A 23,328-nucleotide genomic window follows, 5' to 3' on the forward strand; every position below is an offset into this window, starting at 1 on the left:
TTCGTGCGGAATGGTTCGGGTGGTCGTGTGGGTGGGGCGAGTGCGTGGGCCTCAGCCGCCCGGCGCACTAGTCTAGCGGCGCTCGGCGCGTTACTCCTGCGCGGCGATCCAGGCGGCGCGGTCGCGGTCCATCTGGCTGCCCTTCACCATGCAGTAGACCCACAGCGCGGTGAAGAGGAGGCCGACGATGAGCGCCATCGGGAGGATAAACGCGGTGGCGAGCATGAGCGCGTGCACGATCCAGCCGATCGTGATGCCCACGCGGCCGAAGCGCACGGTCGCGAGCCCGGCGATGATCACCACGGCGAGGGCGCCGCCGATGTACAGGCCGAGCTCGCGCGGTTCGAGCGTGCCGAGGCCGAAGAGCGTGAGGCCGATGAGCACGACGACGATCAGCTCGAAGCCGAGCACGATCGACGCGAGCGCCTTCTGCGTTGAGGTGCCGCCGCGGCGCGCACCGGAGATGCGCATCGCGGAGTTGTGGGCGACGGTCTCCGACGGCGAGAGCGTGAGCTCGGGCTCGTCGGGGGTGTCGCCGCCGTTCGGCGTGGCGTGGTCGCGGTTCATACGGTCCCCCATCCCTCTGCGCGTGCAAACGCGATCGCTTCGCCGGCGAGGAGCACCGATCCGACGACGAGCACGCCGCGGCCCGGCGCGCGGCCGGCCCACCCGCGCGCCTCGTCCAGCGCCTCGGGCAGCGACTCGGCGATCTCCACCGGCGTGTCCGGCACCTCATCAGCGGCGACCCGCGCGAGTTCCGCGGCTCCCGTGCTGCGCGGCGAGTCGACCGGCGTGAGCGTCACGCGGTGCGCGATCGGCGCGAGCGCCGCGAGCACGCCGGCGGCGTCCTTCTCCTCGAGCACGCCGACGACGAGCGCAAGCTCGTCGAAGTTGAACGACTCGGCGACGGCCCGCGCGAGCGCCTCGGCGCCGTGCGGGTTGTGCGCGGCGTCGACGTACACGACCGGCTCGGTGCCGATGAGCTGCAGTCGCCCGGGCGAGGTGAGCTGGCCGAAGCCCTCCTCGAGCACCTCCTCGGAGATGCCGCGCTCCGCGCCGAAGAACGCCTCGACGACGGCGATCGCGAGTGCGGCGTTCTGGGCCTGGTGATGCCCGAAGAGCGGCACGAACGTCGGCGCGTACGTCACCCCCGCGATGCCGGAGACCGTGATCATGCGTCCGCCGACCGCGAGGCGGTCGTCGGTCAGCGCGAAGTCGCGACCCGCGAGCGCGAAGGGGGTGTCGAGCCGCTCGGCCGCGGCGCGCAGCTCCTCGGCGGCTGCCGGATCCTGCTCGGCGGACACGACGACGCTGCCGGGCTTGATGATGCCGGCCTTCGTGCGGGCGATCGTCTCGATGTCGGGCCCGAGGATCGCGGTGTGGTCGAGGTCGATCGGGGTGAACACGGCCACCTGCGCGTCCACGATGTTCGTGGCGTCCCACTCGCCGCCCATGCCGACCTCGATCACGGCGACGTCGACGGGGGCGTCGGCGAACGCGGTGAACGCGAGCACGGCGAGCGCCTCGAAGAAGGTGATCCGGCCGTGGCCGGCGTCCTCGAGCTCGGCGTCGACGATCGCGAGCGGCGCCTGCAGCTCGTCCCACGCGGCCGCGAGCATCTCGCCGGCGATGGGCTCGCCGTCGAGCTGGAAGCGCTCGGTGAAGTCGACGAGGTGCGGGCTCGTGAACAGCCCGGTGCGCAGCCCGTGCGCGCGCAGCAGCGACTCGATGGCGCGGCTCGTCGAGGTCTTCCCGTTCGTGCCGGCGACCTGGATCACCGGGACGGAGAGCTGCGGCGAGCCGGCCAGCTCGGCGAGCCGGCGCACCGGCTCGATGCGCGGGCGCGGATTCGCCTCGCCGACGCGCTCGAGGAGCGCCTCGTACACGCGCTCCGCGGCGCTCACCGCGCTCATCGTGCGGCCTCCGCGTCCGGCGCGTCGAGCCCGGTCGTGTCGATGGTGATCACGATCGGGGCCTTCTCGACGCCGATCGCCTTCGCGCCGGTGATGAAGACGCCCCCGCCAGGCGACTGGAGATCGTCGACGATCGCGTCGATGCCGATCGCCTCCTGGACCGCGATGCCGACCGCGAGCGTCTCGGCCGCGATGAGCGCGGAGTGCGTCTGCAGCGCGGCGGCGTGCGCCGGCTCGGCGTTCAGCGCGAGCACGATCCGGTCGGAGACGTCGAGGCCGGCGTTCTTGCGCGCCTCCTGCACGGCGCGGATCGCGTCGCGCGCGACGCCCTCGGCCTCGAGCTCCGGCGTGGTCTCGGTCGCGAGCAGCACGAAGCCGCCGCCCGGGATCAGGCCGAGCGCCGGGCCCTCGTCGGAGCCGTCGCCCACGCGCAGCGTGAGCTCGTACTCGTGCGGTTCGAGCGCGATGCCGCCGGCAACCACCACGCCGTCGGTCTCGGCCCAGTCACCCGACTTTGCGGCCTTGATGGCCTGCTGCACCTGCTTGCCGAGGCGCGGCCCGGCGGCGCGGGCGTTCACCGCGAGGGTCTGCACGACGCCGTGGTCCGCTGCGCTCGACTCGGTCTGCTCGATGAGCTGCACGTGCTTCACGTTGAGCTCCTCGCGCAGGATCGCGGCGAACGGTTCGAGCGCGGCCGGCCGCGCGGTGACCACCGTCAGTTCGGCGAGCGGGAGCCGCACGCGCAGGCGGCGCGCCTTGCGGAGCGCGAGCGCCTGCGAGGTGATCTGGCGCACCTCGTCCATCGCGGCGACCAGCTCGGGATCGACGGGGAACTCCGCGGCGTCCGGCCACTCGCTCAGGTGCACGGAGCGGCCGCCCGTGAGTCCGCGCCACAGCTCCTCGGTGACGAGCGGCGCGAGGGGCGCGGCCACGCGCGCGACGGTCTCGAGCACGGTGTACAGCGTGTCGAAGGCCTGCGCGTTCTCCGGCTTTCCGTTCTCACCGTGCACGCCCTCCCAGAAGCGGTCGCGGGAGCGGCGCACGTACCAGTTCGTGAGCACCTCCGCGAAGGCGCGCAGCGCCTCGGCGGCCGAGGTCGTGTCGAGCCCGTCGAGGTGGGCGCCGACCTCGCGCACGAGGTCCCCCGTCTTCGCGAGAATGTAGCGGTCGAGCGGGTCCGTCGAGCCCGTGCGGCGCGTCGCGGTGATCCCGTCGGCGTTCGCGTAGAGGCTGAAGAAGTACCAGCTGTTCCAGAGCGGCAGGATGAACTGGCGCACGCCCTCGCGGATGCCCTCCTCGGTGACCACGAGGTTGCCGCCGCGCACCACGGGCGACGCCATGAGGAACCAGCGCATCGCGTCGGAGCCGTCGCGGGTGAACACCTCGTTCACGTCCGGGTAGTTGCGCAGCGACTTCGACATCTTGTTGCCGTCGGAGCCGAGCACGATGCCATGGCTGATCACGTTCGTGAACGCCGGCCGGTCGAAGAGCGCGGTGGCGAGCACGTGCTGCACGTAGAACCAGCCGCGGGTCTGCCCGATGTACTCGACGATGAAGTCGGCGGGCTGATGCGTGTCGAACCAGTCCTGGTTCTCGAACGGGTAGTGCGCCTGGGCGAACGGCATCGAGGCCGAGTCGAACCAGACGTCGAGCACGTCCTCGATGCGCCGCATCGTCGACTGCCCGCTCGGATCGTCGGGGTTCGGGCGGGTGAGCTCGTCGATGTAGGGGCGGTGCAGGTCGATCTCGCCGTCCGCGTTGCGCGGCAGCTCACCGAAGTCGGCCTCGAGCTCCGCGACCGAGCCGTAGACGTCGACGCGCGGGAAGTCCGGGTTGTCGCTCTTCCAGACCGGGATCGGGCTGCCCCAGAAGCGGTTGCGGCTGATCGACCAGTCGCGCGCGCCCTCGAGCCATTTGCCGAACTGCCCGTGCTTGACGTTCGCGGGGACCCAGGTGATCTCCTCGTTCGTCTCGAGCATGCGCTCCTTGATGTCGGTGACGCGCACGAACCAGCTCGACACCGCCTTGTAGATCAGCGGGTTGCGGCAGCGCCAGCAGTGCGGGTAGGAGTGCTCGTAGCTCGCCTCGCGGAGGAGGCGCCCGCGCTCGCGGAGCTGGCGGATGAGCGGCCGGTTGGCGTCCATCCAGAGCTCGCCGGCCACGTCGGGCACCGAGTTCAGGAAGCGGCCGCCGTCGTCAACGCTCACGATGGTGGGGATCCCCGCGGCGGTGGCGATGCGCTGATCGTCCTCGCCGTAGGCCGGCGCCTGGTGCACGATGCCGGTGCCGTCGCTCGTCGAGACGTAGTCGTCGACCAGGATCTGCCAGGCCTCCTCCGTGCCCCACACCTCGGCGTCGGCGTAGTAGTCGAAGAGGCGCGCGTAGCGCACGCCGGCGAGCTCGGCGCCCGTGACGGTGCGCGCGACGGCGTCGCGGGCCGCCTCGGGCGACTCGTAGCCGAGCTCCTTCGCGTGCGCGCCGACGAGGTCGATGGCGAGCAGGTACTCCGCGGCACCCGCGGCGGCACCGTCCGCGGCACCCGCTGGTCCGGCCGGCACGACCGCGTACGTGATCGCCGGGCCGACCGCGAGCGCGAGGTTCGTCGGCAGCGTCCACGGCGTCGTCGTCCAGGCGAGCGCGCGCACGTCGGCGAGCCCGAGCGCGGCGGCGCGATCCCCGGCGAGCGGGAACGTCACCGTCACCGAGGGATCCTGGCGCATCTGGTAGACGTCGTCGTCCATGCGCAGCTCGTGGTTCGAGAGGGGGGTCTCGTCGCGCCAGCAGTAGGGCAGAATGCGCGAGCCCTCGTAGGCGAGGCCCTTGTCGTACAGCTGCTTGAACGCCCAGATGACGCTCTCCATGTAGCCGAGGTTGAGCGTCTTGTAGCCGTGCTCGAAGTCCACCCAGCGCGCCTGGCGGGTGACGTACGCCTCCCACTCGTCGACGTAGCGGAGCACGGAGGAGCGCGCCTCCGCGTTGAAGGCGGCGACGCCCATCTCCTCGATCTCGCTCTTCTCGGTGATCCCGAGCTGCTTCATGGCCTCGAGCTCGGCGGGGAGACCGTGCGTGTCCCAGCCGAAGCGCCGCTCCACCTTCTTGCCGCGCATGGTCTGATAGCGCGGGAACACGTCCTTGGCGTAGCCCGTCAGCAGGTGGCCGTAGTGCGGGAGCCCGTTCGCGAAGGGCGGGCCGTCGTTGAACACCCACTCCTCGGCGCCCTCGCGCTGGCGGATCGATTCCTGGAAGGTGTCGTCGGCGCGCCAGAACTCGAGCACGCGCGTCTCGAGTTCGGGGAAGCTCGGTGAGGGCGCGACGCCGAACGCTGCGCCTGGTGCGGCTGCGCTGCCCGCCGCCTGGGGACCGGTGGGCTGCTGGGGGTACGGCATGAGGTTCCTTCGTGGTCCGGACATCGTTCAACGTGCTGCCGGGACGAGCCGTTGGCCCGCGGTACCACCCCGCTTGTCTCCCAGTGCCTGGGATCCCACTTCGTTCGGCGGTAACGGGCCGTGACCGTTCGGGTCTACTGCCGGCGCGGTGAGGCGCCAGGTTCTTCCGAAGACTCCCCGGTGATGGCCGGATCGCAGTCGCTCAGGCCAGTGTAGCGCAGGGCCGCACCGCGACCCTGAACGGGCCGCGCACGCCGCCGTCCCGGCTACTCAGTTCCGCCGCACGCACCCTCATAGGTAACGAACACGTAACAACCCGACGTTACTAAAATTCCTGATCAGCTTGAATAAGAGCATGTGTTCGGTGCGCGTCTCTCCGCGACTTCCCTTGCGCAACGTCGCGCTCGGTTGTTAGCGTCGAGGACAGCGTTGAGTGCGATTTGGCACCGGCGCGCCGCCCTGCCCGCAGGAACATCACCGTCAGACGCATCGTCGAGAGTCGACGAACTGCACGTGCGATGCGGCGCCCGCCGAATTCCGCCCCGCAATAGAGATCTGGCCATCGAGTGGCCGCCCGCTCCACAGCGCCCGTTTCGAAGCGCTCCGGCAGCGACTTCGTCGGCGACCCTCTGAGTCCGTGCCAAGACATCATTTCGAGGAGTACTGAGTGACCCGAATAACTGAACAGTCCGCTCCGGCGGGCACCCCGGGGGAAACTGCGGCAGCGACACCGGCCATTGAGGTGTCGCACGCATACAAGGTCTTTGGCCGGCGACCCCGCGAGGTCGTCAAGCGCCTCCGCACGGGTGCCAGCCGTGACGAACTCCGCAGCCAAGGAACCGCAGCCGTCATCGACGCGTCCTTCGCCGTCAAGCCAGGCGAAATCTTCGTCGTGATGGGGCTGTCCGGCTCCGGCAAGTCCACCCTGATCCGCATGCTCAACGGGCTGAACGACACGACCGACGGCTCGATCCGCGTGTTCGGCACCGAGGTCGCCGGCCTCGCCCCGACCGAACTGCGTGCCCTGCGGCGCGACCGCATGTCGATGGTGTTCCAGCACTTCGCACTGCTGCCGCACCGCAGCGTGCTCGACAACGTGGCGTACGGTCTGGAGCTCCAGGGCGTCGCGCTCGAGGAGCGCCGCGAGCGCGCGCGCCACTGGCTCGGCCGCGTCGGCCTCGACGGCTGGGAGGAGCGCCTCCCCGACGAGCTCTCCGGCGGCATGCAGCAGCGCGTCGGCATCGCTCGCGCCTTCGCGAGCGACACCGACATCCTGCTCATGGACGAGGCGTTCTCCGCGCTCGACCCGCTGATCCGACGCGAGATGCAGGAGCAGCTCGTCGAGCTCCAGCAGGAGCTCAAGAAGACCATCGTGTTCATCACGCACGACCTCAACGAGGCCATGTTCCTCGGCGATCGGATCGCCGTGATGCGCGACGGGCGCATCGTGCAGGTCGGGACACCGAACGACATCCTCACCGACCCGGCGAACGACTATGTCGCCCAGTTCGTCCAGGACGTCGACCGGGCGCGCGTGCTCACCGCCGGCGACGTGATGGAGCCACCGCGCGCGGTGGTTCCCGGCTCGGCCGGGCCCCGCACCGCGCTGCGCACCATGCGCGACCTGCAGACCTCCGCCTGCTTCGTGACCACCGGTGCGCGCACGCTGCTCGGCGTCGTCCGCGACAAGGACGTGCTCCGCCAGGTGCGCGAGGGCGGCACCGATCTCACGGCCGTGCTCCGCCCCACCCCGTCGGTGGTGCGCGCCGATCAGGTGATCTCGGAGCTCTTCGAGCTCGCGGTGGAGAGCCCGCTGCCGGTTGCGGTGATCGACGATGAGGATCGCCTGATCGGCGTGGTGCCCCGCGTCACGCTGCTCGCGGCGCTCACCGATCTGCCGCCGATCACCACCGAGATCCCGGTCATCGAGCCGACGCTCACCGTGCCGACGGACACCATCACCGAGACCCTTGCCGAGAGCGCCGCCGGCTCGCTCGCGCCCCGAACGGAGGAGGCACTGTGACCCCCGCGAATGCTGTGATCACGCTGAGCACGGGGCCCGAGTGGCTCCGTCTGCCGCTCGGCGACTGGGCCCAGGCCGCGCTCGATTGGGTGAAGGTCGCGTTCAAGGGCGTGCTCGACGTCATTGGCTTCGTCATGAGCTGGCTCGTCGACACGCTCTCGACCGGACTGCTCGCGGTCCCCTTCCTGCTGCTCATCGCGGCCCTGGCGCTGATCGGCTGGGCGGTGCGCTCCTGGCGCTTCGGCGTCGGCACCGTGATCACGCTGCTCCTCATCGTCGCGATGGATCAGTGGGAGAACGCGATGTACACGCTCGCCCTCGTGCTGATCGCGACCCTCGTCGCGGTGGCGCTCGCGGTGCCGCTCGGCATCTGGGCGGCGCGGAGCGACCGCGTGAGCGCGATCCTCAAGCCGGTGCTCGACTTCATGCAGACGATGCCCGCCTTCGTGTACCTCATCCCCGCGGTGATCTTCTTCACGATCGGCTTCGCGCCCGGCGTCTTCGCGACGGTGATCTTCGCGCTGCCGCCCGGGGTGCGCTTCACCGAGCTCGGCATCCGCGGCGTGGACAGCGAGACCGTTGAGGCCGGGTACGCGTTCGGCGCGACCCCCGGCGCGATCCTCCGCGGCATCCAGCTGCCGCTCGCGATGCCCACCATCATGGCCGGCATCAACCAGGTGATCATGCTGGCGCTCTCCATGGCGGTGGTGGCCGGCATGGCCGGCGCGAACGGCCTCGGCAAGGAGGTCGTCGCGTCGATCTCCACGCTCAACGTGAGCCAGGGCGTCGAGGCGGGGCTCAGCGTGGTGCTGCTCGCCGTGTTCCTCGACCGCGTCACCGCAGCGCTCGGCACGCCGAGCGAGTACCCCACCTCCCTGCGGGCCACGCTCCGCAGGAAGCGCGGGATCCGCGTTGGCGCGCAGGGAGCTTCGTCATCCGAGCCCGCGTCGACACCGCGCCCGGCGACCGCTCCCGCCTAGCACCCACAGACCTGCACGACCCCGGGGCCCCGGCCCTGATCTCCAGACGATCCGCGCACAGCGCGGGCAGAAAGGAAGACGCATGATGAAGAAGACCAAGCGAAGCCTCACCGGAGCGCTCGCGCTCGGTGCGGCGGCAGCGCTCGCCCTCGCGGGCTGCAGCGCGAACACGGACGGCGGCTCGGACGCCGCCGGCGGCGACAAGACGATCACCCTCGGCTTCCTGCCCTCCTGGACGGACGGCCTGAGCACCGCATACCTCCTCGAGAACCAGCTCGAGCAGCTCGGCTACGAGGTCAAGATGGAGGAGCTCACCGAGGCCGCCGTGCTCTACACGGGCCTCGCCTCCGGTGACATCGACATCTACCCGTCGGCGTGGTCGGAGAAGACGCACACGAAGTACATGGAGCGGTACGGCGACGACATCGAGGATCTCGGCGCGTACTACGACAACGCGGTGCTGACGCTCGCGGTCCCCGAGTACGTCGACATCGACTCGATCGAGGATCTGAAGGGGAACGCCGCGCGCTTCGACGGCAAGATCATCGGCATCGAGCCGAGCGCCGGCCTGACCGAGCAGACCGAGACCGTCGTGATGCCCGAGTACGGCCTCGACTCGGAGTACGAGCTCGTCACCTCCTCGACCGCGACGATGCTCGCGACGCTGGGCGACAAGATCGACCAGCAGGAGGACGTGGTCGTCACGCTGTGGCGCCCGTTCTGGGCGAACGACGCCTTCCCCATCAAGGACCTGAAGGATCCGAAGCAGGCGATGGGCGAGCCCGAGGCCCTGCACTTCCTCGCAACGAAGGGCTTCTCGGAGAAGTACCCGGACGCCGCTGAGCTGATCGGTGGCATCGAGCTCGACGACGCCGAGTACGGCGCGCTCGAGGACCTCGTGGTCAACGAGTACGGCGAGGGCAAGGAGCCCGAGGCCATCGCCGACTGGATCGGCAAGTTCCCCAACGCGTTCAGCACCCAGCTGACGAAGTAGCGCTCCCCCACCGGCCGGCTCTCGGCCGACGGTAGCGCGCGACGGCGGCCCGTTCCCTGGTGGAACTGGCCGCCGTCGCGTATCCTGGGACCATGCGCGTGTACTTCTTCATCTAGGGCGTCCTGTTCCGCAGCGGCTCAGCCGTGTCTGCGGGATCAGTTTCTCGATGCCTCAAGCGCTGCCCCTCCCCTCCTGCCTCTCGTGCCGGATGGGACGCTGGTGACGGCGCGCACAGAAGAAGGACACCATGTCACGCGTTCCCTCGTCCCCCGCAGTGTCGACCCCCGCCGGCTCGGCCGGGGGCGCACAGCTCACCGCAGCCGGGCTCTCGCTCCGCCGCGGCGGGCGCACCCTCGTCTCTGAGCTCACGCTCACCGTCGACGCCGCCACCCGGCTCGCGATCGTCGGCGAGAACGGGCGAGGCAAATCCACCCTGCTCGCGGCGCTCGCAGGTGACTTCGAGCCCGACACGGGAACCGTGTCCAGGCACGGCAGGATCGCGGTCGCCGCGCAGGAGATGCCCCTCGCCGAGGGCGCAACCGTCGGGACCGCGGTCGCGTTCGCGATTCGCGACTCGCTCGCCGCGCTCGACGCGCTCGATCGCGCAGCCGAGGCGCTCGCCGAGGCGGGTGCCAGCCCCGAGACCGCCACGGCAGTCGAGACGCGGTACGCCACGGCGCTCGACACCGCGACCCACCTCGATGCCTGGGACGCCGAGCGGCGCGTCACCCAGGCGCTCGAGGCGCTCGACGCCGAAACGAACCTCGCGCGGCCGCTCGCCGAGCTCTCCGTCGGGCAGCGCTACCGGGTGCGGCTCGCCTGCGTGCTCGCCGGCGACGCCGAGATCCTGCTCCTCGACGAGCCGACGAACCACCTCGACGCGCGTGGGCTCGCCGCGCTCACCGACGCGCTGCGGGCGCGCGGCGGCGGCTACGCCCTGGTGAGTCACGACCGGCAGCTGCTGCGCGACTGCGCGGAGGCCTTCCTCGACCTGGATCCCGCACCGGATGGGCGCGCGCAGCGCTTCAGCGGCGGCTACGCCGAGTTCCGCGCGGCGAAGCTCGCGGCGCGCGCCAGCTGGGAGCAACGCTACGCCGCGCAGCAGGCGGAGCTCGCGCAGGCCGCGGCGGACCTCGCGGCGGCGCAGGCGCGACTCAGCACGGGGTGGCGCCCGGAGAAGGGCACCGGCAAGCACCAGCGCGCCAGCCGCGCGCCGGCGATCGTGCAGAGCGTGCGGCGCCGACAGGCCGCGCTCGACACGGCCGCGATCCCGCTCCCGGAGCCCCCGCTCGCGCTCGCCGCGCCGCGGGCCCTCGTCCGCGCCAGCGGCCCGCTGCTCCTCGCCGACGGCGTGAGCCTCGCGCCCCGGCTCGGCACGCGGGTGAGCTGCGCGCTCGCCGCAGGCGAGCGACTGCTCGTGCGCGGTCCGAACGGTGCGGGCAAGTCCACGCTGCTCGGGATCCTGGCCGGTCAGCTCACGCCTGCGACGGGCGGCGTGCGGCTGCACCCCGAGGCGCATCGCGAGCTGCTCGCGCAGGAGGAATCGTTTTCGGGGGGGCGGAGCGCCGCCGAGCTGTTCCGGGCGCGGCTCGGGCTCCTCCGCAGCCGCGGCGTCCTCCCCGAGGCCGGCGATGGGCCGGCGACGCTCACCGAGCTCGGGCTCCTCACCGCCCGCGAGAGCCAGGTGCCCGTGGCCGAACTCTCCGTTGGGCAACAGCGCCGACTCGCGCTCGCGCTGTGCCTCGTCGCACGCCCCGACGTGCTCCTGCTCGACGAGCCGAGCAACCACCTCTCGCTCACGCTCGTTGAGGAGCTCACCGAGGCGCTCGCGGCCTCGGCCGCGGCGATCGTCGTCTCCACACACGATCGGGCGCTGCTCGCGGACCTCGCCTCCTGGCCGACGCTCACGCTGTGATGCTGCGCGCGCTGTGATACGGCCCGGGGCACCCGGTTGGTGCCCCGGGTCAGCTCCCGGCGATCTCGCCGAACAGGTAGCGGTCGAGCGTCGGGCCAATCGCGGCGGCGAGCTCGTCCCGCGGGAGGTCTGCGAGCGGCGGCACGCGGAGCACGTAGCGCGCGATGACGGTGCCGAGCAGGTGGGAGCCGACGAGCGTGACGCGCAGCTCCGTCTGCTCGCCGGGCAGGAGCGGGGTCAGCCGCGTGATGAGCTCCCGCGAGATGAAGTTCAGGAAGATCCGGCGCGATTCCTCGTGCGTGCCCAGGTTTCTCACTAGGCCGATGAACGCCGGCCCCATCTCGGACTCCTCGAGCGCGGTGAGCACCGTGCGGAGGTAGGCGGTGCCGAGCGAGCCGCCGGGCGGCACGGAGTCGCTCGTGAGCAGCGTGGGGAACCCCCAGGACTCGAACGCGGCGGCGAGCATCGCGGTGAAGAGTTCCCCCTTCGTGCCGAAGTAGTAGTGCACGAGCTTCGTGTCGACGCCGGCCTCGGCGGCGATCGCGCGGATCGTCGCACCCTGGTACCCGTGCTCGTGGAACTGGGTGGTCGCCGCCGCGAGGATCTGCGCACGCCCGGACTCCCCGGCGACGCGGCGGCCCCGGCGCGCGGGCGCACCATCCTCGGCGGCGTTTCGCGGTGCGGTCATCGACCCGTCCCCTCTCGCGGTGCGGCGCAGCGGCCGGCTGACTGGCCGGCTGACTGGCGTGCTGACTGACACGCTCAGCGTAGCAAGCTCCCCGCTATTTCACTTCTCGGTGAATTGAGCTATCCTCATTTCATCGCTTGGTGAATTGAGGAGGCGGCGATGCGCGCGATCATCATGAAGGAGTTCCGCGAGCTGGCGCGAGACCGGCGCACGCTCGCCATGCTGGTGGCGCTCCCCGTGCTCCTGCTCATCATCTTCGGCTACGCGGCGAACTTCGCGGTCGACCGCTTCGCGGTCGCGGTGATCGGCCCCTCGGCGCCGGCGCTCCAGAGCGAGCTCGCGGACACCACCGCCGCCGACAGCCTCGAGTTCGTCCACCCCGAGACCGCGGGGGCCGGCGATCGCGCCGAGGCACTCGAACTCCTGCGCCGCGGGGCTGCGGACGCCGTGGTGGTCGCGCGCAGCGACGCCGCGGACGAGAACGCCGCACTCGCGGACCGCATGCGCGTCTCCCTCGACGGCAGCAGCCTGTTCACGGCCCAGTCCGCGCAGGGCGTCTTCATGCAGATCGTCGCGGAGGACGGCCAGGACCGGCTCGCCGAGGTCCGCGCCACCGCAGAGCAGGCGCGAGCGGACGCGAGCGCGGCGCAGGAGGACTTCACCCGCTTCGGCGAGGAGATCGCGGCGTACGGCGCGCGCGTGCAGGCGGCGCTCGCCTCCGGTGAAGCCCCGCCGGCGCCTCCGAGCACGCCGACGCCGACCGCGCTTCCGGAGTTCCCCGACGTCGCGACCCCGAGCACCGACCCGGACGCGTTCATCACGGTGGAGTTCAACCCCGACCTCAAGACCTCCTGGGTCATGGTGCCCGGGCTGATCGGTCTCATCCTGCTGTTCATCGGCGCGCTGATCACGAGCATCGGGCTCGTGCGCGAGCGCGAGACCGGCACCCTCGAACAGCTCGCCGTGATGCCGCTGCGGCCCGCCGCGATCATCTTCGGCAAGATCGCGCCGTACTTCCTCCTCGCCCTCCTCGACATGGCCGCCGTCACCGCGCTCGGCGTGTGGCTCTTCGGCATCCCGTTCGTCGGCAGCCTCGCGCTGTTCACCCTCGCCGCGCTAGTGTTCCTGTTCGTCGTGCTCGGCGCTGGGGTGTTCATCTCCTCCGTGTCCCAGAGCACAGGCCAGGCGATCCAACTGGCGATCCTGTTCGTGGTGCCGCAGGTGCTGCTCTCCGGCCTCATCTTCCCGCTCGAGGCGATGCCGATCGGCGTGCGCTGGATCGGATACGCCCTCCCGCTCACCTGGTTCCGCGAGATCAGCCAGGGCGTCATGCTGCGCGGGGCTGGGCTCGACACACTGTGGTTCCCCCTCACGGTCCTCGCGGGCATGGCGGTCCTCGTGTTCGGCGCCGCGACCCTGCGAATGCGACACGCGCTCACCCACGGCGGAGCGCGCTGATGACCGCCGTGACCGTGCGCGCCGAGCGCGTCGCCGTGACCCTCGCTGGCCGGCCGGCGCTCTCGGGCTTCAGCGGCACCTTCTCCCCCGGCACGGTCTCCGCCCTCATCGGCGGCGACGGGGCCGGCAAGTCGACGCTGTTGCGCGCCCTCGCCGGGCGGCTGCCGGTCTCGGCCGGACGCATCACCGGGGTCCCCGCGGAGCGGCGCCGGCTCGGGTTCCAGCCGACGGAGGCCGGCGTGTGGCGCTCGCTGTCCGTCGCGGAGAACCTCGCGTTCGTCGCGAGCGTCTTCCGCCTCCCCGCCGCGACCGCGCGGGATCGTGGCGAGCTCCTGCTCGAACGCGCTGGCCTGCAGGACGCGCGCGGCCGCCTCGCCGGGGCGCTCTCCGGGGGGATGCGGCAGAAGCTCGGCGTGGTGCTCGCGACGCTCCACGAACCCGAGCTCGTGCTGCTCGACGAGCCGAGCACGGGCGTCGACCCGATCAGCCGGGCCGAGCTCTGGGCGCTGATCGCCGGCGCGGCGGCCGATGGCGCGACCGTCGTGTTCGCGACGAGCTACCTCGACGAGGCCGAGCGCGCGTCCCAGCTGCACCTGCTCGGGGGCGGAATCGTGCTCGCCGAGGGCACCGCGGCCGACGTGATCGCGCGTGCGCCAGGCGCGCTCTGGGCGGCCCCGGCCGACTCGTCGCAGGCGCGCGCCGCGGACGCCGGGACCCCAGCGGACGCCGGGAGCCCGGCGGGGGCCGGGTGGCGGCGCGGCAACACCGTGTTCCGCTGGCACCGCGATCCTGCCGCGCCGGCACCCGCGGGCTTCCGCGCCGCGACCCCCGACCTCGAGAACGCGAGCATCGCGCTCCTGCTCCGCGCGGAGGAGCACACCTCGGCCGCCGGCCAGCCGCCGCTGACACCCCGGCCCGCGCCAGCCGACACGGCCGCGCGGCCGCTCGTCGACGTGGCCGGGGCGGTGCAGCGGTTCGGGAGCGTCACCGCCCTCGACGGCGTCTCGCTCACCGTCGGCCCCGGCGAGATCGTCGGCCTGCTCGGCGGCAACGGCGCGGGCAAGACCACCCTCATGCGGGTGCTCCTGGGGCTCGAGACGCCGAGCGCGGGCAGCGTGGAGGTCTTCGGCGCGGCGCCCTCCCGCGCTGGGCGTCGCAGCGTCGGCTACGTCGCGCAGGGCATGGGCCTGTACCCGAGCCTCTCCGCCGCGGCGAACCTGAGCTTCGTCGCCGCCGTGCAGGGCGTTCCGGTGCCCGGGGAGCTCGCGGCCTGGGCGCAGCAGTGGGGGCACGCGCCGGCCGCCGAGCTGCCGCTCGGGGCCAGGCGCCAGCTCGCGTGCGCCGCGGCCGCGCTCCACGCCCCAGCGCTCCTCGTGCTCGACGAACCCACCTCGGGTATGGATGCCCTCTCACGCACCCGACTGTGGAACGATCTGCACCAGCAGGCCGACGCGGGCGCCGGGATCCTCGTCAGCACGCACTACATGCAGGAGGCGGCGCAGTGCGACCGGCTCGTGGTGCTCACTGGCGGGCGCGTCTCGGGCGCCGGTACCCTCGCCGAGGTGATCGCGGGGCACCGCTCGGTGAGCGTGACCACGCCCGAGTGGGCCGCCGCGTTCACGCTGCTGCGGGCCGCCGGCCTGCCGGCGCTCCTCGACGGCCGAACGCTCCGCGTGCCCGGCGTGCCGCGCGCACGCATCGCCGCGGCCCTCGCGCCGATCCAGGCGTCGGGCGCTGCGGTCGAGCTCGCGGAACTCCCGGCCACCCTCGAGGAAACCATGCTGCTCGCCGCGCGCCCCTTCCCCAGCCCGGCAGCTGCTGGCACAATGCTGCCATGAATATCGCACAGCCCCAGTACGATTCGCCGACGCTCACGCAGCGCGCCGAGCAGCACCTCGCGGTGGTGCGCGACACGGTTCAGCTGGACGCGATCCCGGCGCTCTACGACCGCGCCTTCCCGCTGATCTTCGCCGCGCTGGAGGCCGCGGGGACCGCCCCGAGCGGCGCCCCGTACGGTGTGGTGCACGGTGCGCCAGGCGACACCCTCGACCTCTCCGTCGCGGTGCCCGTCGACGCGCCGGTTGCGCCGAGCGGCGAGGTGCAGGCGGAGACCCTCCCTGCCGGCACGGTGGCGACGCTGCTCGTCCGCGGCGACTACAGCGGCCTCGCCGACGCCTACGCGTTCCTCTTCGAGTGGCTCGCCGAGGCCGGGCACACGCCGCTCGGCCTCGCCTGGGAGCAGTATCTCACCGAGCCGGAGCCCGGCGGGGATCCCGCGCTGAATGAAACGCTGCTCGGCGTGCACCTGGCCTGATGCTCTCGCCGGTAGACTGATCGGGTACACCATCAGGCACCAGGGCGAACGCGGTGACACGCAGACCGCCCGACGACGCGGTGCCGCCCACATCGAGCCCGACCGCGAGAGAGTTCGCCGCGCGTCGAGAACGGAGCCCCCAGGTATGAGCGCGATCCCCGACAAGCCGGCACTCGAAGGCCTCGAAGCGAAGTGGGGCCCGGTATGGGAAGAGGCTGGGACGTACGCGTTCCCCCGCGAGGGCGCAACCGCCGCGGACGTCTACAGCATTGACACGCCCCCGCCCACCGCCTCGGGTTCGCTGCACGTCGGCCACGTGTTCTCCTACACGCACACCGACACGGTGGCGCGCTACCAGCGCATGCAGGGCAAGCGCGTGTTCTACCCGATGGGCTGGGACGACAACGGTCTCCCCACCGAGCGCCGCGTTCAGAACTACTACGGCGTGCGCTGCGATCCCTCGCTCCCCTACGTCGAGGGCTTCGTCCCCCCGCACGACGGCGGCGACGGCAAGAGCATCAAGGCGGCCGACCAGCAGCCCATCTCGCGCCGCAACTTCATCGAGCTGTGCGAACGCCTCACCGTCGAGGACGAGAAGCAGTTCGAGGATCTCTGGCGCACGCTCGGCCTGTCGGTCGACTGGTCGCAGAGCTACCGCACCATCGGCGCCGACTCGCTGCGCGCCTCGCAGCTCGCGTTCCTCCGCAACATCGAGCGCGGCGAGGCCTACCAGGCGCAGGCCCCGACGCTCTGGGACATCACCTTCCGCACGGCGGTCGCGCAGGCCGAGCTCGAGGACCGCGAGCAGCCGAGCGCGTACCACACGCTCGCGTTCCACAAGTCCGACGGCTCGGGTGACATCCTCATCGACACGACGCGCCCCGAGCTGCTCGCAGCCTGCGTCGCGCTCGTTGCGCACCCCGACGATGAGCGCTTCCAGCCGCTCTTCGGCACCACCGTGCGCACCCCGATCTTCGACGTCGAGGTGCCGATCGTCGCGCACCACCTCGCCAAGCAGGACAAGGGCACCGGCATCGCGATGATCTGCACGTTCGGCGACGTGACCGACGTGATCTGGTGGCGCGAGCTCGACCTCCCCAACCGCGCGATCCTCGGCTTCGACGGCCGCGTGATCAGCGAGGCGCCGGAGGCCATCACCTCCGAGGCCGGCCGCGAGGCGTACGCGCAGATCGCGGGCAAGACCGTGTTCAGCGCGAAGCAGACCATGGTCGAACTGCTGCAGGCGTCCGGCGAGCTGACGGGCGAGATCCGCAAGATCACGCACCCCGTGAAGTTCTTCGAGAAGGGCGATAAGCCCCTCGAGATCGTCTCAACGCGCCAGTGGTATATCACGAACGGCGCACGCGACGAGTCGCTCCGCGAGCGCCTCCTCGCGCACGGCAAGGAGCTCGAGTGGCACCCCGACTTCATGCGGGTGCGCTACGAGAACTGGGTGGAGGGCCTGTCGGGCGACTGGCTGATCTCGCGCCAGCGCTTCTTCGGCGTGCCGATCCCGGTCTGGTACCCGCTCGACGCCGACGGCAACCCCGTGTTCGACGAGCCGATCCTCCCCACGCCCGAGCAGCTGCCCGTCGACCCGTCGAGTGACGTGCCTGCCGGGTTCACGGAGGCGCAGCGCGGCGTTGCCGGCGGCTTCCAGGGCGAGGTCGACGTGATGGACACGTGGGCCACCTCCTCGCTCACCCCGCAGCTCGCTGGCGGCTGGGAGCGCGATCCCGAGCTGTTCGATCTCGTCTACCCGTACAGCCTGCGCCCGCAGGGCCAGGACATCATCCGCACCTGGCTGTTCTCGACGCTGCTGCGCTCGGAGCTCGAGGGCGGGCAGCTGCCGTGGAAGAACGCCGGCATTTCGGGCTGGATCCTCGATCCCGACCGCAAGAAGATGTCGAAGTCGAAGGGCAACGTGGTGACGCCGGCCGGCATGCTCGAGCAGCACGGCTCGGACGCAGTGCGCTACTGGGCGGCCTCCGCGAAGCTCGGCACCGACGCGTCGTTCGATCCGCAGAACCCCACGCAGATCAAGATCGGCCGCCGCCTGGCGATCAAGCTGCTCAACGCGGCGAAGTTCACGCTCGGCTTCGACACGAGCGGTGTCGGCACGGTGACCGAGCCGCTCGACCGGGCGATGCTCGCCGGTCTGGCCGACGTGATCGAGGACGCCACCCGCGCGTTCGAGCACTACGACCACGCACGGGCGCTCGAGCTCACGGAGTCGTACTTCTGGACGTTCTGCGATGACTACCTGGAGCTCGTCAAGGAGCGCGCGCACGGTGCCGCGGGCGACGACGGCACCGGCCAGCCGCGCGCGTCGGCCGTGACCGCGCTCCGCGCCGCGCTGTCCGTGTTTGTGCGCCTGCTCGCACCCGTACTCCCCTACGCGACCGAGGAGGTCTGGTCGTGGTTCGGCGAGGGCTCCGTGCACCAGGCGCAGTGGCCCGTGGCGGCGGAGACCCGCGCACTCGCCGGGGACGACGCCGACGCGGCGCTCCTCGCGCTCGTCGGGGGCGCGCTGATCGGGGTGCGCGGCGCTAAGACCGCTGCGAAGGCCTCGCAGAAGACGCCGGTCACGCTCGCGGTCGTGCACGCGCCGGCAGCGGATCGGGATCGCCTCGCGCTCGCCGCGGCCGATCTCGCAGCGGTGGGACGCATCGCGGAGCTGCGCATCGAGGCCGCCGAGGTCGAGGCGGTCACGGTCGCCGAGATCCAGCTCGAGCAGGCGGAGGGCTAATCATGCAGCTGGGGGCACGCTGGCGGGTGGGCGAACCGCCGCACCGCGGTGTGCCCCCGGAGCTGCACGACGCCATCGCGGCCGCCGAGGCCGCGCACCCGGGATCCGCGTCCTGGACGCTGACCTGGCTCGAGGGGCGACCGCGCTGTGCGCTCGACGAGCTCCTCGTGGTGACGCTCGACGCCGGCGGCTCCGTCCGTGCGGAGTCCCTCGCGAGCGACCCCGACGAGGAAGACGACTGGCTCAGCTAGCTGAGCGAGGGAGGAACTGATGCTTGGAGTATCCGAAACTCGGCCGCGTCGCGCGCTGCTCGCGCTCTGCGCCGGCGCACTGATCGCGCTCCCGCTGACGGCGTGCGCGCCGGAGCCTGGCACCGACACGGGCGGCACGATCCCCGAGAGCGTCGCTGGTGCGGGTGGCAAGGACAGCGAGTCGAAGCCGGGCGCTGGCGACTCGGAGAGCAGCTGGTCCGAGCAGGACGTCCCGGAGGATCTGCCGAAGTCGACCACGCTCCCCGAGTCGTTCCCCTCCGCGCAGTTCGCGATCCCGGACGGCGCCGTGATTGACGACGCCGGGTCGCGCTCGGACACCTCGTGGTTCGTCGTGCTGCGCGCGGCGGACGCGGCGACGGCCGACACGCTGTGGGCGGGGATCATCTCCGCGAACGGCTTCGCCGAGGCAGATTCCGCAGAAACCGCGGAGGGCGGAATGAGCGCGCAGCTCACCGGTGAGGGCGTGAGCGCGCTCGGCCTCACGATCCCGCAGGACGACGGCCAGGTGCTCATCTCCTACGACATCGAGCTCGCCGCGTAGCGACGACGATGCCCCCTGCCGGATACGGCCTCAGCGCGACGGGGTGCGCCCGGCGATGCGCGCGACGTCGGCGTCGCTGAGGTCTGAAAACCCCACGTGGATGGTCTGCACCGGCGAGGTTGCGGCGGAACCGTCTGCTCGCGTTGAGTCCAGCGCAACTGTGCGGACGAACAGATCGAACTCGGGGGCGCAGTCGAGTGCGAACTCGAGTTGTCTGACCGCCCCAGCTCAGGCCTGCTTCGCCGCGAATTGTGGCCAGAAGGCCCCGTGGTGCCGCGCTCATACGCCCTCGGATCTCTGTGTCGTGTGATCGACACGGAAACGCCGATCAAACTGCAGATCCCCCGATGGAGAGCCCATCGGCACGCACTGTGGGATCCAAGTCAGGGGCGAGCGGAGCCTTCCCAGGCACGTGCGGCTGGGTTCCACACGCCGTCGAACGTCAGGTCGATGATGACCGGGTCTGCGAACGCGACGCACGCATCGAGGAGTTCAGCGAAGTCAGACGGAGTGGACTCCGTCAGCCGTTGCTTCCTCCGCCATGTCGCCCACTTCACCTGAGCGATCTCTGGCATGTGGCCGAGTTGCACCCCGAGCGCTTCGAGTGTCACGCCGCGGTGGCGCGCAACGATCCGCATCGCCTCCCGCAGCTCGCTCGCCGAGATACTGCGGGTTTTCGCGATCGCGGCAACGTCTACGAAATCACGCCAGCGGGTGTTCGCCTCACCCCGGTCCACCGCGGTGACGAGCTTCTCCGCGAGCACCATGTGGTCGGGATAACCGTTCACCTCCAGCATGCCGCCGAACAGCCGGGGTATCTCCGCTGTGGTCGGAGCTGGCCAGATCGGGTCGCCAAAGTTGACGTCAACGTGCAGCGCGATCCGGGCCGACCCCAGCCCAGCAGTGAGCTTCACGCGTACACCGGTGTAGTCGGCCTCATCTCGGATGTGTTCACCGACCACTGACGCCGTGTGGAACGTCACGCCGTCGTCCAGCGGCTCCGCGATCATCTCTCGAACTCGCCGCTCAACCTCGGCAATATCGTTCCCGAAGCCCGATGCGGCAAGATCGATGTCCCGCGTCGGGCGCCGAGCTGCGAAAGCCGCCATCAACACCCCACCCTTGAGCACGAAATCATCCGCGTACGCGGATGCGGCCAGACGTCCGAGAAAGCCTTCAAGCGCATAGAGCGTGAAGAGCTCCGCCGGGTCGCGCCCCTGGCGCTTCGCGAGATTGCGAAGATCGTTGTAGGCGCGACCAGCGGGAGTGTCGCGCGCGGGAGTCGGGGTCACAGCAGCACTTCCAGCGCGAGTCGGAGCCGCGGGAGCACCGTTGGGAACGAGGCGGCTGTGCGGAGCAGCGTCGCCGGCGAGTTGCCGCGCTGCCGGAGCCAGCGTCTGAGTGCTTCGTACGCCGCGTCGCTTCCCTCACGGTGCATGAGCCGGAAGGAGTCGATGAGCGATCGCTCGGCGGAGTAGATCGCCACGCGCATCCCCCCGATCTCGCGCAGCTCCCTGCCGATCCCGAACGTTTCGGCATCGAACGAATGCCATGTGGCATGATCGAAACCCGCTGGGTGGCGGGTGCCGCGCGGAAGCGCGATGTTGGCCCCGAACGGGATCGCGTCGCTCAGCTCGTGGAACACCAGGGCGCTGGTCAGGCACAGCGTTGACGTCTGATGCACCGCGGTGGCGGCCGCGAGCGTCACGAACGTCGGGTCGAGTGCGCCGGTTCGCACGAAGACACCGCGGGCGACGCGATCCAGGGCGCCGCGTTGGAGGAGATCGTAGATGCGATCCTTGCCGATGCCGGCAGCGCGCGCATCAGCGAGGGTGAATGCAGGCGCCGTGAGCTCCTCCACTGTGACCTCCTCATCGTCTACAGCACCATGGTACCTGTAGACAGTTAGGAGGATCAAGCGGTGGTTCAGCGGGCCTCCGCAGCCCGGCAACACGGGAGTAGCGGGACGAGACGTGGGCCCACCGCTTCGACGCGCACGTCAGCGCACGCGCCACGGGTTCTCGCCGAAACTACCCGTCAGGCGCTCTCGCGACCGCCGCGCGCCTGCAGCACGCGCGGGCCCGACTCGCCGAGCACCGCCTCGCGCGTCACGATGACCTTCGTCACCTCGTCGCTCGACGGCACCTCGAACATCACCGAGCCGAGCACGCGTTCGAGGATGGAGCGGAGGCCACGGGCGCCCGTCTTCCGTTCGACCGCCTGCTCGGCGATCGCCTCCAGCGCAGCGTCCTCGAACTCCAGGCTCACGCCGTCGAGCTCGAACATGCGCTGATACTGCTTCACGAGCGCGTTGCGGGGCTCCGTGAGAATGCGCGTGAGCGCGGGGACGTCGAGCGGATCGACGGTCGCGACGACGGGCAGGCGGCCGATGAACTCGGGGATGAGCCCGAACTTGTGCAGGTCCTCCGGCTCGACCCGCGCGAAGAGGTTCTCCTCGTCCCGGCGCGCGGACACGGGGGCGCCGAAGCCGATGCCGCCCTTCCCGAGGCGGGAACCGATGATCTCCTCGAGCCCGGCGAACGCACCAGCGACGATGAACAGCACGTTCGTCGTGTCGAGCTGCAGGAACTCCTGGTTCGGATGCTTCCTGCCGCCCTGCGGGGGAATCGAGGCGACGGTGCCCTCGAGAATCTTGAGGAGGGCCTGCTGCACGCCCTCGCCCGACACATCGCGGGTGATCGAGGGGTTCTCGGCCTTGCGCGAGATCTTGTCGATCTCGTCGATGTAGATGATGCCGGTCTCGGCGCGCTGCACGTCGAAGTCGGCGGCCTGCAGCAGCTTCAGGAGGATGTTCTCCACGTCCTCGCCGACGTAGCCGGCCTCGGTGAGCGCGGTCGCGTCGGCGACCGCGAAGGGCACGCCCAGCTGCCGCGCGAGCGACTGCGCGAGGTAGGTCTTCCCGCAGCCGGTGGGGCCGATCAGGAGAATGTTCGACTTCTCGATCTCCACCTGCTCGGAGATCGCGTCCGCGCTCGTGAGCGCGGCAGCGGCGCGCACCCGCTTGTAGTGGTTGTAGACGGCAACCGCGAGCGACTGCTTCGCGCGATCCTGCCCGATCACGTACTCGTCGAGGAAGTCCGAGATCTCGCGCGGCTTGTGCAGCGTGAAGTCACTCGCCTCGCTCGTCTGCGTCTCGGCGAGCCGCTCCTCGATGATCTCGTTGCAGAGCGCGACGCACTCGTCACAGATGTAGATCTGCGGCCCCGCGATGAGCTGCTGCACCTGCTTCTGGGACTTGCCACAGAAGGAGCACTTGAGCAGCTCGCTGCTTTCGCCGATCTTCGCCATGCTGAGGCTCCTTCACACTCGGTCGGGGGAACACCATCGAGAATAGCGGGCACCTCCGACAATGGCGGACGGCACGCCGCGGGCCCCGGGGCGCTCCCCGGGGCCCGAGTCGACTACTGCGGAAGGACCGGCTGCGGGTTCTTCCGGCTCGTCAGCACCTGGTCGACGAGACCGTAGTCGAGCGCCTCCTGCGCGCTGAGGATCTTGTCGCGGTCGATGTCGCGATGCACTTCCTCGATCGAGCGCTTCGAGTGCTTCGAGAGCGTCTCCTCCAGCCACTCGCGCATGCGCATGATCTCGCGCGCCTGGATCTCGATGTCGGACGCCTGGCCGTGGCCCGCCTGGCCAGTGGAGGGCTGGTGGATCAGCACGCGCGCGTTCGGCAGCGCGAGGCGCTTGCCCGGCGTGCCGCCAGCCAGCAGAACCGCCGCCGCGGAGGCAGCCTGGCCGAGGCACACGGTCTGCACGTGCGGGCGAATGTACTGCATCGTGTCGTAGATCGCCGTCATCGCGGTGAACGAACCACCGGGCGAGTTGATGTACATGGTGATGTCCCGCTCGGGATCCTGGCTCTCCAGCACGAGCAGCTGCGCCATCACGTCGTCGGCCGAGGCGTCATCCACCTGCACGCCGAGGAAGATGATGCGATCCTCGAACAGCTTCGCATAGGGGTCCTGGCGCTTGTAGCCGTACGCGGTGCGCTCCTCGAAGGAGGGAAGCACGTAGCGCGACTCGGGCATCATGAGGCCGGAACCGCCGGCCTGCGGCATGTGTGAGGTCTTCATC

18 protein-coding genes are annotated in these 23,328 nt (G+C 70.8%); 10 read left to right on the forward strand and 8 right to left on the reverse strand.

Annotated elements, in window-relative coordinates:
• Positions 1–90 precede the first annotated feature (90 nt).
• The 3 genes from EGM46_RS05730 to ileS are packed head-to-tail and all read right to left on the reverse strand — an operon-like array spanning position 91 to position 5,299.
• Positions 91–567, reverse strand: coding sequence for a DUF4233 domain-containing protein (locus tag EGM46_RS05730; protein WP_241156206.1), 477 nt, complete (start codon positions 565–567; stop codon positions 91–93).
• On the reverse strand, positions 564–1,913 hold the full coding sequence (locus EGM46_RS05735) for a bifunctional folylpolyglutamate synthase/dihydrofolate synthase (protein ID WP_125099209.1): 1,350 nt from the start codon (positions 1,911–1,913) through the stop codon (positions 564–566). Before EGM46_RS05735 ends, EGM46_RS05730 begins: the two co-directional genes overlap by 4 nt.
• Positions 1,910–5,299, reverse strand: coding sequence for an isoleucine--tRNA ligase (gene ileS, locus EGM46_RS05740; RefSeq protein WP_125099210.1), 3,390 nt, complete (start codon positions 5,297–5,299; stop codon positions 1,910–1,912). The genes EGM46_RS05735 and ileS overlap by 4 nt, the downstream gene beginning before the upstream one ends.
• Positions 5,300–5,975: 676 nt before the next feature.
• Here ileS and EGM46_RS05745 point away from each other — a divergent pair.
• The 4 genes from EGM46_RS05745 to EGM46_RS05760 all read left to right on the forward strand — a co-directional run bounded on the left by EGM46_RS05745 (position 5,976) and on the right by EGM46_RS05760 (position 11,211).
• On the forward strand, positions 5,976–7,322 hold the full coding sequence (locus EGM46_RS05745) for a quaternary amine ABC transporter ATP-binding protein (RefSeq protein WP_125099253.1): 1,347 nt from the start codon (positions 5,976–5,978) through the stop codon (positions 7,320–7,322).
• Positions 7,319–8,302: an ABC transporter permease gene (locus EGM46_RS05750; RefSeq protein WP_241156207.1), complete on the forward strand. Its 984-nt coding sequence runs from the start codon at positions 7,319–7,321 to the stop codon at positions 8,300–8,302. Before EGM46_RS05745 ends, EGM46_RS05750 begins: the two co-directional genes overlap by 4 nt.
• 82 nt (positions 8,303–8,384) lie before the next feature.
• Entirely contained in the window at positions 8,385–9,296 is a 912-nt protein-coding gene (locus EGM46_RS05755) for a glycine betaine ABC transporter substrate-binding protein (RefSeq protein WP_431194067.1), read from the forward strand.
• Between the two features lie 247 nt (positions 9,297–9,543).
• Positions 9,544–11,211, forward strand: coding sequence for an ATP-binding cassette domain-containing protein (locus EGM46_RS05760; RefSeq protein WP_125099211.1), 1,668 nt, complete (start codon positions 9,544–9,546; stop codon positions 11,209–11,211).
• A gap of 49 nt (positions 11,212–11,260) precedes the next feature.
• Here the strand turns inward: EGM46_RS05760 and EGM46_RS05765 are convergent, their stop codons facing one another.
• Positions 11,261–11,899 carry a TetR/AcrR family transcriptional regulator gene (locus tag EGM46_RS05765; protein WP_125099212.1) on the reverse strand — a complete coding sequence of 213 codons (639 nt, stop codon included), beginning with the start codon at positions 11,897–11,899 and terminating at the stop codon, positions 11,261–11,263.
• A gap of 159 nt (positions 11,900–12,058) precedes the next feature.
• On the opposite strand from EGM46_RS05765, the gene EGM46_RS05770 reads away from it, so the two are divergent.
• From EGM46_RS05770 to EGM46_RS05795, 6 genes are all read left to right on the forward strand, one after another.
• Positions 12,059–13,357, forward strand: coding sequence for an ABC transporter permease (locus EGM46_RS05770; RefSeq protein ID WP_125099213.1), 1,299 nt, complete (start codon positions 12,059–12,061; stop codon positions 13,355–13,357).
• The gene (locus EGM46_RS05775; RefSeq protein WP_125099214.1) at positions 13,357–15,195 is read left to right on the forward strand and encodes an ATP-binding cassette domain-containing protein; all 1,839 of its coding nucleotides are present in this window, start codon (positions 13,357–13,359) and stop codon (positions 15,193–15,195) included. Before EGM46_RS05770 ends, EGM46_RS05775 begins: the two co-directional genes overlap by 1 nt.
• On the forward strand, positions 15,192–15,671 hold the full coding sequence (locus tag EGM46_RS05780) for a GyrI-like domain-containing protein (RefSeq protein ID WP_125099215.1): 480 nt from the start codon (positions 15,192–15,194) through the stop codon (positions 15,669–15,671). The genes EGM46_RS05775 and EGM46_RS05780 overlap by 4 nt, the downstream gene beginning before the upstream one ends.
• Positions 15,672–15,816: 145 nt before the next feature.
• Positions 15,817–18,420, forward strand: a complete 2,604-nt coding sequence (gene valS / locus EGM46_RS05785) for a valine--tRNA ligase (RefSeq protein ID WP_125099216.1) — start codon at positions 15,817–15,819, stop codon at positions 18,418–18,420.
• Positions 18,421–18,422: 2 nt separating this feature from the next.
• Entirely contained in the window at positions 18,423–18,671 is a 249-nt protein-coding gene (locus tag EGM46_RS05790) for a Fe-S oxidoreductase (protein ID WP_125099217.1), read from the forward strand.
• 19 nt (positions 18,672–18,690) lie between these two features.
• Positions 18,691–19,233 (forward strand): hypothetical protein, encoded by a 543-nt coding sequence (locus EGM46_RS05795; RefSeq protein WP_125099218.1) that lies wholly within the window; start codon positions 18,691–18,693, stop codon positions 19,231–19,233.
• A gap of 383 nt (positions 19,234–19,616) precedes the next feature.
• Here EGM46_RS05795 and EGM46_RS05800 read toward each other — a convergent pair whose 3' ends face one another.
• The 4 genes from EGM46_RS05800 to EGM46_RS05815 form a co-directional block, all read right to left on the reverse strand.
• Entirely contained in the window at positions 19,617–20,525 is a 909-nt protein-coding gene (locus EGM46_RS05800) for a nucleotidyl transferase AbiEii/AbiGii toxin family protein (protein WP_125099219.1), read from the reverse strand.
• Positions 20,522–21,094, reverse strand: a complete 573-nt coding sequence (locus EGM46_RS05805) for a type IV toxin-antitoxin system AbiEi family antitoxin domain-containing protein (RefSeq protein WP_125099220.1) — start codon at positions 21,092–21,094, stop codon at positions 20,522–20,524. The genes EGM46_RS05800 and EGM46_RS05805 overlap by 4 nt, the downstream gene beginning before the upstream one ends.
• Positions 21,095–21,270: 176 nt before the next feature.
• Positions 21,271–22,542, reverse strand: a complete 1,272-nt coding sequence (gene clpX, locus EGM46_RS05810; protein ID WP_125099221.1) for an ATP-dependent Clp protease ATP-binding subunit ClpX — start codon at positions 22,540–22,542, stop codon at positions 21,271–21,273.
• A gap of 113 nt (positions 22,543–22,655) precedes the next feature.
• The gene (locus EGM46_RS05815) at positions 22,656–23,327 is read right to left on the reverse strand and encodes an ATP-dependent Clp protease proteolytic subunit (protein WP_125099222.1); all 672 of its coding nucleotides are present in this window, start codon (positions 23,325–23,327) and stop codon (positions 22,656–22,658) included.
• Position 23,328: the final 1 nt, after the last annotated feature.

It is taken from the genome of Leucobacter chromiireducens, assembly GCF_003917135.1.
GTDB lineage: Bacteria > Actinomycetota > Actinomycetes > Actinomycetales > Microbacteriaceae > Leucobacter > Leucobacter chromiireducens_A.